This window comes from Roseburia sp. AF15-21, assembly GCF_003479505.1.
In the GTDB taxonomy this organism is placed as follows: domain Bacteria; phylum Bacillota; class Clostridia; order Lachnospirales; family Lachnospiraceae; genus Roseburia_C; species Roseburia_C amylophila.
On sequence record NZ_QUHG01000012.1, the window covers coordinates 32,758 to 49,306 of the forward strand.

The 16,549-nt window shown below is 41.3% G+C and carries 16 protein-coding genes; 4 read left to right on the plus strand and 12 right to left on the minus strand.

The annotated features are described in order from the left end of the window. Positions 1-90 precede the first annotated feature (90 nt). The 10 genes from DWW33_RS13775 to DWW33_RS13810 form a co-directional block, all read right to left on the minus strand. The gene (locus DWW33_RS13775; RefSeq protein WP_117739573.1) at positions 91-1,914 is read right to left on the minus strand and encodes a VirD4-like conjugal transfer protein, CD1115 family; all 1,824 of its coding nucleotides are present in this window, start codon (positions 1,912-1,914) and stop codon (positions 91-93) included. Beyond that, positions 1,911-2,474: a PcfB family protein gene (locus tag DWW33_RS13780; RefSeq protein ID WP_003864610.1), complete on the minus strand. Its 564-nt coding sequence runs from the start codon at positions 2,472-2,474 to the stop codon at positions 1,911-1,913. The genes DWW33_RS13775 and DWW33_RS13780 overlap by 4 nt, the downstream gene beginning before the upstream one ends. Beyond that, positions 2,475-2,753 (minus strand): hypothetical protein, encoded by a 279-nt coding sequence (locus tag DWW33_RS13785; protein WP_005423569.1) that lies wholly within the window; start codon positions 2,751-2,753, stop codon positions 2,475-2,477. Then, positions 2,743-2,886, minus strand: coding sequence for a hypothetical protein (locus tag DWW33_RS15860; RefSeq protein WP_164492145.1), 144 nt, complete (start codon positions 2,884-2,886; stop codon positions 2,743-2,745). The genes DWW33_RS13785 and DWW33_RS15860 overlap by 11 nt, the downstream gene beginning before the upstream one ends. 68 nt (positions 2,887-2,954) lie before the next feature. Continuing rightward, positions 2,955-8,216 carry an LPXTG cell wall anchor domain-containing protein gene (locus tag DWW33_RS13790; protein WP_118639712.1) on the minus strand — a complete coding sequence of 1,754 codons (5,262 nt, stop codon included), beginning with the start codon at positions 8,214-8,216 and terminating at the stop codon, positions 2,955-2,957. Positions 8,217-8,689: 473 nt separating this feature from the next. Beyond that, the gene (locus DWW33_RS13795) at positions 8,690-9,349 is read right to left on the minus strand and encodes a sigma-70 family RNA polymerase sigma factor (protein WP_117739575.1); all 660 of its coding nucleotides are present in this window, start codon (positions 9,347-9,349) and stop codon (positions 8,690-8,692) included. Between the two features lie 122 nt (positions 9,350-9,471). After that, complete coding sequence (locus tag DWW33_RS15865) at positions 9,472-9,618, minus strand: hypothetical protein (RefSeq protein WP_181977217.1); 147 nt, start codon at positions 9,616-9,618, stop codon at positions 9,472-9,474. 351 nt (positions 9,619-9,969) lie between these two features. Further along, positions 9,970-10,197 (minus strand): hypothetical protein, encoded by a 228-nt coding sequence (locus DWW33_RS13800; RefSeq protein WP_005334838.1) that lies wholly within the window; start codon positions 10,195-10,197, stop codon positions 9,970-9,972. A gap of 234 nt (positions 10,198-10,431) precedes the next feature. Continuing rightward, positions 10,432-10,785 carry a hypothetical protein gene (locus tag DWW33_RS13805; RefSeq protein WP_096240143.1) on the minus strand — a complete coding sequence of 118 codons (354 nt, stop codon included), beginning with the start codon at positions 10,783-10,785 and terminating at the stop codon, positions 10,432-10,434. A gap of 77 nt (positions 10,786-10,862) precedes the next feature. Continuing rightward, the gene (locus DWW33_RS13810) at positions 10,863-12,152 is read right to left on the minus strand and encodes a Y-family DNA polymerase (RefSeq protein ID WP_330427582.1); all 1,290 of its coding nucleotides are present in this window, start codon (positions 12,150-12,152) and stop codon (positions 10,863-10,865) included. Positions 12,153-12,399: 247 nt separating this feature from the next. Between DWW33_RS13810 and DWW33_RS13815 the strand changes: the two genes are divergently transcribed. From DWW33_RS13815 to DWW33_RS13830, 4 genes are all read left to right on the plus strand, one after another. Beyond that, the gene (locus tag DWW33_RS13815; protein ID WP_005334845.1) at positions 12,400-12,858 is read left to right on the plus strand and encodes a helix-turn-helix domain-containing protein; all 459 of its coding nucleotides are present in this window, start codon (positions 12,400-12,402) and stop codon (positions 12,856-12,858) included. 83 nt (positions 12,859-12,941) lie between these two features. Then, a complete protein-coding gene (locus DWW33_RS13820; protein ID WP_005334847.1) occupies positions 12,942-13,466 on the plus strand; it encodes an ImmA/IrrE family metallo-endopeptidase in 525 nt (174 codons plus the stop codon). A 65-nt stretch (positions 13,467-13,531) separates the two neighbouring features. Then, complete coding sequence (locus DWW33_RS13825) at positions 13,532-14,182, plus strand: CpXC domain-containing protein (RefSeq protein WP_117739577.1); 651 nt, start codon at positions 13,532-13,534, stop codon at positions 14,180-14,182. A gap of 153 nt (positions 14,183-14,335) precedes the next feature. Further along, a complete protein-coding gene (locus tag DWW33_RS13830; protein WP_118639713.1) occupies positions 14,336-15,550 on the plus strand; it encodes an IS256 family transposase in 1,215 nt (404 codons plus the stop codon). 403 nt (positions 15,551-15,953) lie between these two features. On the opposite strand, the gene DWW33_RS13835 is transcribed toward DWW33_RS13830, so the two are convergent. Together DWW33_RS13835 and DWW33_RS13840 are read right to left on the minus strand one after the other, a co-directional pair. Then, positions 15,954-16,145, minus strand: coding sequence for a DUF6219 family protein (locus DWW33_RS13835; protein ID WP_117739578.1), 192 nt, complete (start codon positions 16,143-16,145; stop codon positions 15,954-15,956). 27 nt (positions 16,146-16,172) lie between these two features. Beyond that, complete coding sequence (locus DWW33_RS13840; RefSeq protein WP_117788246.1) at positions 16,173-16,517, minus strand: hypothetical protein; 345 nt, start codon at positions 16,515-16,517, stop codon at positions 16,173-16,175. Between the last annotated feature and the right edge of the window lie 32 nt (positions 16,518-16,549).

Consider the following 16,549-nt stretch of genomic DNA (forward strand, 5'->3'; position numbering starts at 1 on the left):
TAAGCGTTTGGCTCTACTCCTTTCCCTTTTATTCAGACCTTTTTGTATCCTTATCAGTAGTAGCAGGGTGCTCGAATTCTTTCTTTCATATCAGTCCTCACCTTCCTCAGCTTCAATCGATGATACGTCTTCTTGTGTTACAGTTACTTCATACATTTCAAATTCTGTATCTTCGGACATCACCAGTCGGTGTGCCAGATACTTTTCGACATCAAACGCATTATTCTTATTAAAATCGGCAAGCTCTTTGTACCGTTTATGCTTTGTGATGTCATATTTGTTGCTTAAAAACGGCCGGACTCCACGAAGCTGTAAGATACATTTTTCTCCATCCATGACCGCCAGCTCATCTCTACTCATCAGTTCTTTTCCAGTCTTTTGATAATTCAGCCCATAGGACCGGTTGCTGCCTCTGGTGTCTGATGTGTTGTAAAGATCTATGGTTTCCTTTCCCAGGGTTTCTGATATTTCTTTCAGTGTGGAACTTTCCTTTCCACCCAGGAAAAGAACGGTGTCACAGTTACCCGTGATCGTCTCAGCCGCATCCTTATAGATTGTTTTCAGCTGAGATTGTGACTGCAGAATGATAGAAGCGGAGATTTCCCTGCTTCGGATCGTAGCAATCAATTTGTCGAATTTTGGGATCTGTCCGATATTGCTGAACTCATCAAGAAGCAGTCGTACATGATAGGGAAGCCTGCCTCCATGCTCATCATCCGCTTTATCACAAAGCAGGTTAAAGAGCTGGGTGTACATGATTGCTACCACAAAGTTGAATGTGTCATCTGTATCACTGATGATGACAAACATAGCTGTTCTCTGATCACCGATCATATCCAGTTCCATCTCGTCATAGGACATGATTTCTCTTAGTTCCTGAATATCAAATGGTGCAAGTCTGGCACCACAGGAAATCAAAATCGATTTTGCAGTTTTGCCGGCAGCAAGCTTGTACTTGCGATATTGCCTTACTGCAAAGTGTTCTGGATTTTCTGCTTCCAGCTCTTCAAACAATTCATCCACTGCATTTTTAAATTCTTCATCATCCTCCCTGGTCTCACTGGCATTGATAAATTCCAACAGAGTAGAAAAGTTCTGTTCTTCCTCTGGTGCCTCATACCAGATGTATCCGATCAGTGCAGAATACAAAAGACGTTCGGCCTTCACCCAGAAATCTTCCGTTGATTTTTCGCCTTCACCCTTGGTATTTGCGATAATGGTATTGACCAGCTTCAAGATGTCTTTTTCACTCCGGATATAATGGAACGGATTGTAATGCATGGACTTTTTAAAGTTGATCGTATTTAATACCTTGATCCGGTATCCTCCATTTACCAGCATCTTCCCGCATTCGACGATGATCGTACCCTTCGGATCAGTGACCACATAGGATACGTGATCCGTCATCTGCATAAGGTTGGGCTTCACATAGAATCTTGTCTTACCGGATCCGGAACCACCGATGACAATCACATTCTTATTTCTGGCATACTTTGGTGCTTTTGGTCTGCTGTTCATGGTCAGACGTTCCGTTTCTGTGAGGATGACATTGTTTTCAAAAACCGGATCCATGAAGGGTTCGATATCTTTTCTATTTCCCCATCTTGCAGATCCATACTCCACACCCTGCCGGAACTTCTTTGCGTTTTTAGAACGATAGTAGACAACCAGTTTTAATGCACTTGCAACCAGAACACCTACTGTAAGGTCCTGCAAAGCGATACTTGGCAGCCAGCTTAAAAATGCCAGTCGAAAATTGACTAACATCACGCCAAGTCTCTGGACCATGCTTTCTCCCAGGCAATGCCGGTACAGCCAGGATCCTTTATCTGCTACATAGAAGATAAAGAAATATGGGAGATTTAAGATCACCAGCCGTTTGACCTGGATCTTCTGTAATTTCTCCCGCATCATCGTTCCTGACCTCTGGATTTTTGTCTCTGCTTCACACGCTGGCGGTGCTTTGCTTTTCTTTCTACAGATTTCTGCAGTTTCTTTCTGACCGATGGTTTCTTCACCTGTTTCTTTTTCAGTTCTACTCCGGCATATTCCCGGAAAGCCGCTGTCATCACATCCACATCTTTAGCCTTAAAGAAGACCAGATATTTCGGTGGATCCGCACCGACTTCTTTTTTCAGGCTGTAATCAATCCCGTATTTTCTTGCCACACGGTCAAAGGATTTGATATTTTCATCTGTGATCTTTATGTTGGAAAGCTGTACTCCCTGTGCATTCAGCTGCTTGATGGTCTGCTTTCCATGCGGCTTTTTCTTTTCAATCTTTTTTCGGGCTTTTTCCCTTCCTTTCTCCTGGGCCCGTCCGGTCTTTTCAGCCATTTTCACCTGCGTTGCTTTCTGTTTCCTCCGGTTGTCCATTTCCAGGAACTTCCGAATGGCTGCTTTTAGCACACTGGCAGTGATCTTGACTCCCTGGATGCTCAGGCTGATCACTTTCTGATTTACTTCTTCCTGCAATTACCCACGTCCTTTCTTTCCTTTCATTTCAGAATAAAGACGGGCAATACAATATCCGATGCATGGAACATGTTTTCCATACGGACAGCCACCACATGGTGTTGTTTTTACTGCTTTTTTCTTTTCCGGAAGCAGATAGTGGCACTGTTTCAAGCTACAGCCTTTCTTTTTGCCTCCCCACCAGTAACAGTACTTGCAGGACCATGGCTTTTCTTCGCTGTACTTTCTTCCCTCAATAGCTGCATTTGGTTCTATGATCAGATCTTTATTAGTCTTCATTCTGTTCTTCCTCTTTTCTCATGATTTCTGTCAGTTTTTTCTCTGCCTGACTTCCGGCAGCAATGAGACAATACAAAACTGTAAATATTGCCGCTGCTCCCAGAAGAGCAACAAAAATAATGATATTTCTCATGGTTTCTCCCATCTAAAAAAGCGTCCACAGATTCCTTTCGGTTTCCATGAACGCTCATTCTTATTTAATTAGTGTTTCTTTTTTCTCATAAATGCAAGGGCTCCTGTACCAGTCGCACCAATGCCGAGAAGCATAAACCACAGCCACAGATTGGTGTTATCCCCAGTCTTTGGTGAATCACTGACAGGTTTTCCACCTTCCGGTGTCTTTTCTGCCGGTTTTTCCTCATCCACCATGGTTACATGCTGTACTACACTGGTATCCTTTACTTCGAATTCCACATCTTTTGCAACCAGATAGCCATCCGGTGCTGTTTCTTCACGGAGAGTGTATTTTCCGATCGGAAGCATTTCGATGTAATGTGCTTTCTCTGTACTGGTCCAGCTTTCCACAACTTTTCCATCCTGATCAAGGATTGTGAGTTTCGCTCCCGGAAGTTCTTTTCCGGCGATATCCTGTTTGGAGATTTTCACCTTCGTTACATCATCCTTCATCTCAACTTTCTGCACATCGGCAGTATCTTTGATCGTGAACTTCACGCTTTCAGCTGTCACGTAACCATCAGCAGGTTTTGTTTCAACCAGTGTGTATTCTTTTCCGACAGTCAGCTCACGGATCACATGTGCTTCTTTACCGGAAGTCCATTCATCCACGATATTTCCATCAGCATCTACCACTTTCAGCTTACATCCTGGAAGTTCTTTTCCGGTTGTCAGACTGGATTTGGTAAATTCAACGACGGTTGGCTGATTATCAAAGGTAAAATCATAAGTGACTGTCGGCTGATTCTCACCTGCATACTCAAAAGTAAATTCCTTTACTTCATCGTTGGTTACGAATCCGTCCGGTGCATAGAGCTCTTTTACATAGTAAGTTGCTCCTATTGGAAGATCTGCAACAAATTTGATCTTTCCTTCTTCATCCGTAGATTTCAGTTCAATGATCTCATCGGCTTCAATCAGGACTTTACCTGTTGTCTCAGACTTAATGTCTTCTTTGGCAAATAATCCAAAGATAGCGCCTTCCAATGTACGGTCAGAATCTTTTTCTTTCTTAAGTACAGTGACTTCTACTCTCTGGCGGTTGTTCTGCCAGTCTTTGTCATAGACTACAACTGGTGTATTCTGATCCACGTAAGTCAGATCTACATGACGGATCTCACCATCCAGTACATGACCGTAAGCAGTTCCTGTTTCTTTCACATAGTATTTACCAAGTGGAAGATTTTCCAGTTTTGCAATACCGGTTTCATCTGTCTTGATCGTTGCAATCAGTTCATCCTTTTTATAGTAATCGTCACTGACGCCATCGGCAGCCTTAATGTCTTCCTCAGCATAGACTTCAAACGTAACATCTGTCAGCTTTCCGGTTACATAGTTGAAAATGTGTTCCACCACACCTTTGACCTTATCGGCCAGTGTAACAGAATCCAGGAATTCTCCCTTTTTGTTGATGATGAGTTCACCAACCGGTACCTCGTCCTTCATTTCCACTTTCTGAACTTCTCCGGTATCTTTGACTGTGAATATCACATCATTGGCTACCAGATAACCATGCGGTGCAAACTCTTCATGTAGGGTATAAGTCTCACCCACTTTCAGATATTTGATCACATGCGGTGCATCTTTGGAAGATGTCCAGCTATCTACTACATTTCCATCTTTATCCGTTACTTTCAGATAAGCTCCATCCAGTTCTACACCGGTTGTTGCATCTGATTTTGTGATCTCAACAGTTGTCGGCTGGTTCTTCTTTACGGATTTTAATGTTACTGTCTGTACATCCTGCCCCTGATAAGAAGCATCAAATCTCAGTACTTCATCCGAAGATACGAATCCATCTGGTGCTTTCAGTTCTTTTACATAATAGCTTCCAAGTGGAAGATCCAGTGTACATGCTGCCTGACCTTTTTCATCAGAAGTCATTTCCTGTAAAAGAGTATCTGCTTTGACAATCACTTTTCCATCTTTCGTCTGGATGTCTTTTGCATTGTAAATACCAAACACTGCTCCGGCTACTGTATTGCCTGTCTCAGCATCCTGTTTTTCGACAGTAATCGACACTTTCTGTCGTTCATCTGTGACAGAGATTTCTTTCTCGATCACTGCAGTATCCTGATCCGCATAAGCAAATTCGACATTTTCCGGCACAGTATTTAACACATAAGTGTCCGGTGCATTCTTCTCTTTAACATAGTACCTGCCAAGTGGAAGATTCTTTACGGTTGCATAACCATCTGCATCCGTTGTGACGGTTGCTACCAGTGCATCCTTTGCAAAATACAGAGTTCTCTGTCCATCTGCACCTACCTGATGATCGGCAGTATAAATATCCTCTGCCGCATAGACTTCAAATTCAGCACCTGCAAGTCCAGCCATTTCAAACTGGAATTCCTTATCAAATCCCTTTAACACTTCACCCTGTTTATAGATCTTTAACTGACCTTTGACCGGGGCATTGGTATATTCCACATCAATGACTGCATCTCCTGTGACAGGATCGGTCAGATAAGCAGTATCTGTATCAACTGCAACTGTCACATAGTTTTTGGATATTGTGTACCCATCGGGTGCCGTCACTTCCTCAATCCTGTAGTTACCAGGTTTCAGATTTCTCGGCAGTACCAGGTATCCTTCCTCATTTGTGAAATAGGATTTGTGTACCGTTGGCTTCGGATAGGATGTTGTCTGTTCCACATATTTCTGATTATCCAGGTCGTATACCTTGAACTCAGTATTAGCCAGGAGTACAGATTTCTGTGTTTCTGCATCCTTTTTGATGATCTTTAATTTTGCTTTGAATTCTTTATCCAGCAGCACTCGCCATGTCTGCGGTGTATCCGGATGATTCTCTGTGATCTTCACTACAAAATCATCGACCGGTGCATAGTTGTGTTTGCTTGTGGTTTCTCTTACCACATAAGTTCCATATGGAAGCGGAATCGATCTTGCATATCCTTTTTCATCGGTAAACATTTCTGCCTGGCCATCTGCAGTCAGTACAACTGGTCTGGCTGAGTCAAAATCGTAACTTCCATCTGCTTTTACTTTCAGATCACTGACAAGCCATGCTGAAAAACCAACTCCCTGCAGAAGATCTGCATCGGTCTTCCCATTGTTTGCTGCCTTGATGATCTGGAACGGCTGCTTGATGACGGTTTCTTTACATACAGAAGTTCTTTCTACTGTCGGAACAGTAGCACCTTCGTAAGTACAGTCCACCTCATGTTCTGTCGGATCCAGTACGTATCCCACCGGAGCACTAAGCTCTTTCAGATAATACTTTCCAAGATAGAGATCCGATACAGAAGCTTCGCCATTCTTATCCGTTGTCAGGGATGTGATCAGGCTGTCTTTCTTATGGATCATTCCGGTTCTTCCATCCGGATGAACAATATCTTCCCTTGCATAAAGACCATATACTGCACCTTCCAGCGTTGCATCACCCTGTGCTGCATTCCCTGTCTCAGCATCCTGTTTTGCAATGTTGAGCTTTGCATTTACACGTTTGTCTGTTACGTTTTTAGTCGTTGTCTTTCCGATAGCAAGAGTCACATTATAAGACTTTGTATCGATCTGATATCCTGTTGGAACAGAGATTTCTTTCAGATAAACAACTTCCTGTGTTTTCTCCATTGTGAGCTGTGAAGCACCATTCTGATCAGTTGCAGGCATCTCTGCAATCAGCTTTGTACATGCAGCATCGGAATAGATCCCGTACACTGCACCAGCCAGTGCATTTCCTGTATCCTGGTCTTTCTTTACAATGGATACCTTGCATTCTTTTGTCCAGGTTACTTTAAAATCCACATATTTCTCATTTCCGACACCTTCACCGAAAACAAGAGCCAGGTCCTGTGTTCCGGATCCTGTTACAATCTTGTAAGCAGAGTATTCTTTATCAATGCTTCCCTTCATCCGAGAAGAAAATGTAGCACTGACGCTCTCTGCCTGATCAAGTGGTGCTGTCAGATAAAACTGTGTACCTCCACTGATTTCTACACTTGCTCCTGCAGCACTGGTTTTACCGGTTGTCACATTTACAAGCTTTACACCGCTTGGCAACTTAAATGTGATTGTCTGCAGTTTATCTGCTTTGAATGTGATCACGCTTGTTCGCTGGCTGTTTCCTTCCACATAAGCCTTTACATTAGATTCGGAAAAGCTCATATCTACAGACGGAATGTCCGGCATATTTACACAATAATTGTAAAGTTCCATTGCCAGGTTCTTTCCTGTTGCATTGGTTCCGGATGCCCAGTCACTGGATCCATTTGCATAAGCTGCTGCAAGATGGGTAATGATGAATCTCTTTCCTGCCGGAAAATCCGGATGTTTCTCATCGAAGAAACCATTCTCATCACTTGCTTTTGTTCCGTAATAGCAGACCTTTGCAAGTGTCTTTCCATCGGCAAGTTTCTGGATCGTATAAGTTCCATTTCCCGGTCCTTTTTTCGATGGTTCAACACAGTATGCTGTCGCATTGATGCTTCCCCATTTCACATAATATGGACAAGTCAGATAAGAACCTAATCCATAGTCTGCGTAATAGTACCAGGAACCGGCTGTGACTGTGACTGATTTTGTTCCTGTCTCACCGGAAGCAAGCATCATTGGCATATCAAAAGTAATACTTTCGCCTGCTTCAAGATCTGCAAGAGCAACTTCCTGGTCAACAGCTTCCTGCATAACCTCTGAGAGTGTGATCCCTGTTTCCGGATCAACGGTCTCCTGATTCTCCGTTGCTTCGATCTCTGCATCAAATTCTTTTTCTGTCAGTTCTGTTTTGCTCTCCGTTTCAGCAGCACCAGTTTCCTCTGTAGACGAGTCAGCCTCAGAATCCTCTGTTTCTGTCTTATCGGAAGAACCAGCATCCTGATCAGAAGAACTTTCTGACTGCGAATCTTTCTGCTGATCCGCTTCTTTTACCACGATCTTTCGATTGATCTGGTAGGTTGGGTGATCCGTTGTCTGTGGTTCTACATAATAGACTGCCTTATAGGAATTGGCATAATCGGTAGAAAAGTCATTCCCGTCCGTATCTTTTGCTTCCTGAAATGTAACTTTTACTTTGCTGTCATCCTGGATCGTAAGACCGATATAATCACTCTTTACATCGAAATTGTCTCCAACCTTGATCTCATAATCCTTTGCAGTTACCACTTCATCTTCATCCAGCTGATCCTTGATTTCCTCATAATACGGAATCTTTTTTACAGATCCGGCATCATCAGAAGCATAGGCAACAGCGGGAGAGAGTACCGTCGATAGAACCGTTACTGCAGTCAATAAACCGGACATCACCCTGCGTGCTTTCTTTTTCACGTTCATTCTCTTAAATCCTTCCTTTCTGATTCTTTTGTGTATGGTTATCTGTTAGTTTCTGCATATTATCTTTTATACGAAGATGATCGCCTCCTTTCCTGAAATTTGCGCTATTTGGGACAGTCAGCACAAGCTGAGATAACAGCACAAATATATGGCGGTACTTGTTTGTCACAAATACCGCCACATGATTTCTACTGTCATCCTCTTTTTAGATTCAGACATTTTATTTTGATTTAAGATTTAAGCGTTTTCCTGTTTTCTTTCCCGGATCCGTTCCTATATCAGTTTCCATCTCTGATACGTTTTCTTCTGGCAGACACGCAGCTTTTCGCTCTATGCATGTTCAAACCAAATATCACTCCGGGCAGGCTATTCATTTTTCAAGGTACATGAAGGTGTTCTATGCAAACCCTTCATATAACGAAACGCTCAGAGCCTGTTTTACAGTGGTCTAATTCAATTTTTTTGAAATTTTTTTAAAATTCTTCGTTTTCCGCCTTTTTTTTCATCGTTTTTAATGCCCTGTTCAGGAGGTCATTTACACTCTGCTGTTTGATTCCCAGATAATCTGCAACATCCTGCTGACGCATTTCCTCGAAATAAACCAGATTGAGTACCGTCTTTTGTCTCTCTGTTAACTCTTTGATCAAAGCGTTCAGAATTTCTCTGTCGATAACATCGTCAACAAAATCTTTTGAAGATCCTCTCATAATCTCCGCATCATCTGTAACATCGCTGTTAGAAAATACACCATGATTGGTGCTGATTTTGCTCTGGCTGTATGCCATACGGTCTTCAGCCTCTATCAGCAGACGGATATACCAGTTTTCATTATCAAAGAACTCTTTATTGAATTCCTTGTTATCGCCAGTTACACTCACATATTCATAGTCATCACAACTATGAAGTGGAAATACGGTTGATTGATTTCCTGCTGTATAAAGCACATATCCGTGATCATAAACAGAGATTGTTGTATCTGCATTGATCATTTCCTTTACTACAACTTTGTGTTCCTTCAAGGATTTCACGCTTGGGATTCTCTTCTCCACATCAGCAACTTTCACGATTTTTTTCAGTTCTTTTAATGTCAACATAAAGACCACCTTTCTGCCTTTCGGCTCCGGGTGGTCCATTCCATCTTTTATAAAATTCCTGCACAGACATAAAGAACTGCAGTACAAGAGGTCACGAACTCACCCGTTTTTTTTGAACGGGAGTCCGCGACTCCTTTGTAACGCATGTATCTGCGTTTAGATTAAGTTTGCCAGATTGCCTGGCTTATTGAGTTGCTATGTGCATCTTCTGATTTATTCTCTGTTTGCTGTTTGCGAAACATGGAATAATCGCCCATAGCATCGTAAGGACAACGCCTTACAAATTCCTGGTATTCGATTTCAGTCATCTTTGCTTCCTCCTTTGTGTCATATTATCAAAATCTCTATTTACAATTATTTTTGCAAAAAAGAATTCAACCTCTATATAACGAAACGCTGAGAGCCTGTTTTACAGTGGTGTACGACAAAAAAATTTAAAAATTTTTCGAAATACGTCAAAAAAGCCCGACAAAACAAATACTTCAACAATCTCCAAAACCAGAAAATACTTCTGATCTTGCAGTGTATCCGTAAATGTTTTGCCGGGCTCTTAGTGATTCCAGTCAGGTTCAGCTCCTTGACAAACTCTTGCTGTCTGGTGCGTTCTTGATGGTTCCTGCCAAATCCAACGCTTACTACAGACAGCTCATTCTATTCTGTTATGATCCCTGATTCATCATCTTTCGGGAATACGTCCGCATCCTGGACTTTAATTGTTCATCTCGGATGTGGATCGGACGAACCGACACCATATCATCCTTTACAAATATCTCCAATGTACTGCGACATTTTTTGCACTCCACTTCTGAATCGCTTTGTGCGCTCTTTTCAATAAATGCTCCACATACAGAGCAGTGTACATGCCATTTAATAGCACCTGATCCCATATAGGCTTCCTCCTTTAAGCAATAAGATATTTCTCCATTTATTACTCAACGGACCAAAGGGAAATCAAATCCGCCTTATGAGCATCATGCCATCCATTCCGTAAGTGCCAAAGCTACACGAACAGCACGATTTCTATTCTGATCAGATCTGCTTTGTCGATCTGTGCATCCTTTTTTATCCTTTCACCAGCTACCACTCACTCTTTCCGGTATAAAAAATTCCGCTGTGATTCATTAACATGATATTTCAATAGTTTCAAATACATCACCAGTCAGATCACAGATGTCCTGGATCTGAATCTCGGTATCATCAATCCGTAAGTGGACTGATGGATCAAAAAATTCTACGGTTCCAGATAATGTATGGTACTGACCAATTAATGGATCCTTCCATGACTTTTGAAAATAAGTTGCCTGTATCTTCATTCCATATGCCAGGATCCTTAATTTCATATCCAGCTCATTTTTCTTTTCCTCAGATAAATCTCTTTTTGGTTCGTAAATGATTTCCTGTTGCCGGATCGTTTCATCCAGTCCACGAAGTGCCGCAAATGGAGCAAACTGTTTTGCCCTGCGTCCTACATCCATGGGATGTCTCCTGGAAACCGGTCTTGGTAAATATAAATACGGTTGATATGCACTTGCCAGCACTATTCGCACCTCCTCTAAGCACGGTGTCCTCCAACCTGTTCATTGCGTTCTCTATAGGTGGAACACTCCAGCAGATTGGATCCACGCATGATCGCATTCTTTCCATAACGCTGCTTTACATTCAATACTGCTTCCTGTAAATGCCGTTCTTTATCAGTCTGTTTGGGATCATCAAACAGGCTGTACTGCACATAACTTTCAGGAGCAACCCTGTTCGCACACACCTCGATTCTTCGGATTCCGGTATATCTGTCTGCAATCCTGAGATATAAATCTTCCACTGCATCTATGATCTTTTTGGAACTGTTACTTTCTCTTTCGAGTTTTACGGTTCCTTTGGATGCCTCATGCTCATACCTGTGGTCATAGGCGATCCATAAGGTGAGAGAGCTTGTTACCAGTCCTTTTTCAAACAGATCCAGGACCAGATTATCTGTCATTTCCCTTACGATCACAAGTGCTTCGTCAAAAGAATAATTTCGCATCAGCACCTGACCATTTGAAAGGCTGTGTTCCTCCGAATGATAGTTCTTGATGTCACTCATCCGGCACGTTTCATATCCCCATGCATGATCGATCAACAGCTCTGCATCAATCCCAAACATCTTATACAGCCAGTCTTCGGATCTTAAAGAAGCCATTGCAATATCGCCCATCGTATGGATCCCGTAACCAGCCAGTTTTTTTTCAGTCCGGGATCCAATCCTCCAGAAGTCACTTAATGGTTTATGATCCCATAGCTGCTCTCTGTAAGAGAATTCATCCAGGATTCCAATATGGTCATCCACATGCTTTGCTACGATATCCATTGCGATCTTAGCAAGATACAGATTGGTTCCCACACCAGCGGTTGCAGTGATACCTGTTTCCTCCATAACCTCCTGCATAAGCTTTATCGCCATTTCTTTTGCAGTGAGATGATAAAGCTGCAGATAGTTTGTCACATCAATAAAACACTCATCAACACTGTACACATGGATATCTTCTTTTGAGACATACCGTAGATAGATTCCATAGATCTTTGCGGAATAATCCATGTACAACTGCATCCTCGGCATGGCTGTAATGTACTTCACACAATCCGGTATCTCATGGATTCGGCACCGGTTCTTGATGCCAAGAGACTTCATAGCCGGAGTGATTGCCAGGCAGATTGTTGACTTTGATCTGGTCGGATCTGCAACCACCAGGTTTGTTTTAAATGGATTCAGCCCACGTTCTACGCATTCTACAGAAGCATAAAAGGACTTCAGATCAATACAGATAATAGAAGTCTGATCCTGACTCACATTGCCACCTCCCATACGTCTTTCCTCTTTTTGTAACATGTATCCCATTTTGACTATCAATGATTGTCTATCCTTCCTGTTTTCATTGAATTACAGGAAATTCATTTCACATATCCATTGACAAAAGAGGAAATATTGTGTATCTTATAGGAAAGATGTTTCCCTTATCTGTGATTCACATTATAGGAGAGATATTTCCCTTTGTCAAGATTAATTTTTAATTTTCAGGAGACACATTTCCCGTTTTGCCTTGAGGCGGCTAATGAAACTTATAAGACAAGGCTTAGAAAGAGGTATGTTTATGACATTCGGTGAAAAAGTAAGATCATTAAGAAAAGAAAAAAAGATGAGTCAGCAGGAACTGGCCAGTATGGTTGGTGTTTCATATAGGACCATTCGATCCTGGGAAGTAGAAGGACGTTTTCCAAAACAAAATGTTCTGTATCAGAAACTGGCAGATGCATTACAGTGTGACGTTTCTTATCTCATGAGTGAGGATGAAGCTTTTATCACAGAAGCATCCGAACAGTTTGGTAACCGTGGTGCCAAACAGGCTCAGCAGATCCTGGAACAGGCTGCAGCTATGTTTGCTGGTGGATCACTGACAGACGAAGATAAAATAGCTTTTATGGATGAGATCCAGAGCCTTTATCTGGATTCCAAAAGACGTGCAAAGAAATTTACACCGAAAAAATATCTGAAAAACCAAGAGGAAAAATAATAGAAGGCGGGATTATTGTACACCTAATCTGTTACCTTATAGTTACAAGGATATTTCTGCCCTTTTTATTTTTTACTTTTGAGGTGATTTATTTGAGAAACACTTACATATATACAGAAACAAAGAAATTAATCAAGAAATATGGCACCAGGGATCCCTTTGAGATCATGGATCAGATGAACATTGTTGTCGGGGAAACTTCCAGATATAAGACACTGAAAGGATATTGTTTTATGAGCTGCAAGACGATCTATGTCATGATCAGCAGTTTCCTTTCAGAAGAAGAAAAGATGATCGTTGCCGCCCATGAATTAGGGCATATCATCCTGCATCGTTCCCAGCTGAAAATGGCTCCGATGCAAGATGATACACTCTACAATATGACGGATAATACAGAATACCAGGCCAATCTGTTTGCTGCCGATCTTCTGATTGATGATGAGGAGATCGAAGATATGGTTCAGAACGAAGACCTGGATTACTTCGGACTCTGCAGTTCTCTGAATGCAACTCCGGAACTCATGAGCTTTAAACTATACAGCCTGACAAAACGAGGCCAGGCTTATCATATGCCGATGGAGATTCAGAGTAATTTCCTGGCAAAATAATAAAGGATAAGCGCATTCTACAATAAGAAAACTATAGATTTATCTCACTGAAAGGAGGAACATTTATGTCAAGACATCATATTGAAAAAGTAACTTGTCCTTCCTGCCATCATGAGGGGGATTTTGAGCTCTGGGACAGTATTAATACTGCACTGGATCCTGAAATGAAAGAGAAGGTACTTAATAAATCTATTTTCCTTTATACTTGCCCGAGCTGTGGAGAGACCTTTCGTTTAAACTATCCTACACTCTATCACCAGATGGAAGATCTTATCATGATTTATCTGGTTTCTGAATCAGAAGTAGAAAAGACATATGAAATGTTTTATGGTGAAAATGCTTTGTTTGATTTTCGTACTGAAAAATATTTATCCCGAATCGTAACGTCACCAAATCAGCTCGTTGAAAAGATACAGATTTTTGATGCAGGTAAAGATGACAGGATAATGGAACTTGTTAAATTACTTGTGACAGATTCTCTTCACGAGAATAATCCTGATAAAGAATTTGATGAACTGCGCTTTGCTGTCGACGACGACGGAACAAATATTCTTGTAATCATTAATAAGGGTGAGATCACTGGTGCAGTTGACATTGACAATATGTATGAATTTGCTTCTTCACACTGCACTGATTTCAAAGATCTCCGCGATGATGAGGATATTGTTATCAATAGGGAGTGGATCCTTAACAAACTTACCGAAGAACAAAATTAATAATATATTTGGTGGCTACACCCCCAAGCCCCTGTAGAATAAATAACGCCAGTACTGGAGGTAGTGTAAAATAGTTTGTGTTTTTGGTAAAAAATAACTCCTTTTTGGTAAGAATTCAGATATGACAATTCTTATCGAAAAGGAGTATTTTTTATGGCAGTTGCAAAGGAACAAATTCGACAGATCATCTCAGAAAACAACATTAATAGCGTTGCAGATATATACACGCTTCTGAAAGACAGTTTCAAGGATATCCTGCAGGAGCTGATGGAGGCAGAACTGGATGCAACTCTTGGCTACGAGAAAAACCATAAGGGAGATCTACAGACAGACAATAAAAGAAATGGTCATTCTACAAAAAACTTAAAGAGTCAATACGGTGAATTTCAAATCGACGTACCAAGAGACCGTAACGGTGAGTTTGAACCAAAACTTATCCCTAAATACCAGAGAGATATTTCAGGGATTGAGGAAAAAGTGATCTCTTTATATGCCCGTGGTATGAGTACACGTGACATCCACGACCAGCTCCAGGATCTTTATGGAATTGAGCTGTCAGCTGAAATGGTCAGCAAGATCACAGACAAAATACTTCCTCAGGTTAAGGAATGGCAGTCCCGTCCTCTGAACCCGGTTTATCCGTTTGTCTTTATGGACTGTATTCATTATAAAGTACGTGAGGATGGCAGAATCCTGAGTCGTGCTGCGTATGTAGTTCTTGGCGTTACAGTGGAGGGATACAAAGATATCCTCAGCATCACAGTAGGTGCAAATGAAACCAGCAAGTTCTGGCTTGGGATGCTTAATGATCTTAAGAACCGCGGAGTAAAAGATGTCCTTTTCTTCTGCGTGGATGGTCTTCCGGGTTTTAAAGAAGCTATTCAGGCAGTTTATCCGCAGGCAGAGATCCAGAGATGTGTGATCCATATGCTACGCAATTCTTTCAAATATGTAAATTATAATGATCTGAAAAAGTTTTCCTCGGATTTCAAAGAAGTGTACAATGCTCCGAACGAAACAGCCGCTTTAACAGAGCTGGAGAACATGAAAGAAAAATGGGGGAAGAAATATCCGTACGCGATCAGTAACTGGGAAAATAATTGGGAAGATGTAAGTTCCTTTTTCCAGTTTTCTAACGATATCAGACGCATTATGTATACGACAAATATCATAGAAGGATTAAACCGCCAGTATCGGAAAGTCACAAAAACGAAAAGCGTATTCCCAAGCGATTCTGCATTGGAAAAGATGCTGTATCTTGCCAGCGAGAACGTAGTCAAAAAGTGGACGCAGAGATACCGGAACTGGGATCAGGTATTGAATCAGCTGATCGTCCTTTACGGAGAACGGCTCACTGCTTATCTGTAAGAGAAAAGAAAAGCAGGAATGGGGAAGCTCTTTTAAGCCCCTCATTCCTGCTCTCTGTCTATTCCTTCGGCATTTATATTATTGCCAGAAATTTCCGATCCTATTCCAGAGGTCGGGTGTGGGCAGAGCCCACAAAAGGCAATAATCATGATGCCTTACTTGTCATGCAAAAAAATCAAAAATGATGTATATAATTTTCCTACATGGCAATACTGTAAGTACAAAGATATATTCGACAGCCGCATAATCATTAATTCGACAGCAAAGTTTTACATATCTATTTCTTATCAGAAAGATTTACTTTCCATAGACACAAGAATTTTTACACCCTCGTACTGGATATCAAAAATCCCGCACCGGCGTTATTTATTAAAATATTTTGTTTTTTAATCTTCAACACTCTCTACTGAAACTTCTTTTTTTTCCTACTTTTACCAGAAATCATCTTGTGTCCTGTATAAATAGCCATAATCATGCAAAGCAAAGAACTTGCTGCAAAGTACTTATGGCCTTCTTTTGATCCCCTATAACCTGTATAAAAAGTTCCAAGCATTGTAATCAGTGCACCGATAGACCAATATTTATGTGCTTTCATTCAGATACCTCCTGCCGTTTTTCTTAATCATATACCTTTTAAAAGATATATACAAACTGTTAAGGAAACAATCGGAGTTGGTGTAAACGAAAAAGCAGCCTTGAGATTTTTCGTTTGCACCACCTTCGATTCTTTCCTTAACGATTTTCTCAATCTTATGTTATCTAAAATGCTCTTTTGCTCATCAATCAAGAGTATTATCTTCTCATTTTCTCCCGCATATTCCCGCATATGTTCTAGTCCTACCAGTGCAGCGTAAATCTGTTCATCTTCCTCCTCTTCTTCTTTCCAAATCCTCTGTTCTTGAAACTTTAATTCCTCTTTATTTTTCTCCATCTTCTTCAAATGTGCCCGAAGTTCTTCCTCAGACATGCAATTAACCTCATTCACATAATACCTCCTTT

Coding starts and splice junctions, on each gene's coding strand:
- DWW33_RS13825 (WP_117739577.1), top strand. CDS start 13,532: ATGTCAAGACATCATATTGAAAAAGTAACTTGTCCTTCCTGCCATCAT.
- DWW33_RS13805 (WP_096240143.1), bottom strand. CDS start 10,785: ATGGATGTAGGACGCAGGGCAAAACAGTTTGCTCCATTTGCGGCACTT.
- DWW33_RS13800 (WP_005334838.1), bottom strand. CDS start 10,197: ATGGGATCAGGTGCTATTAAATGGCATGTACACTGCTCTGTATGTGGA.
- DWW33_RS13790 (WP_118639712.1), bottom strand. CDS start 8,216: ATGAACGTGAAAAAGAAAGCACGCAGGGTGATGTCCGGTTTATTGACT.
- DWW33_RS13830 (WP_118639713.1), top strand. CDS start 14,336: ATGGCAGTTGCAAAGGAACAAATTCGACAGATCATCTCAGAAAACAAC.
- DWW33_RS13810 (WP_330427582.1), bottom strand. CDS start 12,152: ATGGGAGGTGGCAATGTGAGTCAGGATCAGACTTCTATTATCTGTATT.
- DWW33_RS13840 (WP_117788246.1), bottom strand. CDS start 16,517: ATGTCTGAGGAAGAACTTCGGGCACATTTGAAGAAGATGGAGAAAAAT.
- DWW33_RS13815 (WP_005334845.1), top strand. CDS start 12,400: ATGAAACTTATAAGACAAGGCTTAGAAAGAGGTATGTTTATGACATTC.
- DWW33_RS13795 (WP_117739575.1), bottom strand. CDS start 9,349: ATGGACCACCCGGAGCCGAAAGGCAGAAAGGTGGTCTTTATGTTGACA.
- DWW33_RS15860 (WP_164492145.1), bottom strand. CDS start 2,886: ATGAGAAATATCATTATTTTTGTTGCTCTTCTGGGAGCAGCGGCAATA.
- DWW33_RS13785 (WP_005423569.1), bottom strand. CDS start 2,753: ATGAAGACTAATAAAGATCTGATCATAGAACCAAATGCAGCTATTGAG.
- DWW33_RS13775 (WP_117739573.1), bottom strand. CDS start 1,914: ATGATGCGGGAGAAATTACAGAAGATCCAGGTCAAACGGCTGGTGATC.
- DWW33_RS15865 (WP_181977217.1), bottom strand. CDS start 9,618: ATGACTGAAATCGAATACCAGGAATTTGTAAGGCGTTGTCCTTACGAT.
- DWW33_RS13835 (WP_117739578.1), bottom strand. CDS start 16,145: ATGAAAGCACATAAATATTGGTCTATCGGTGCACTGATTACAATGCTT.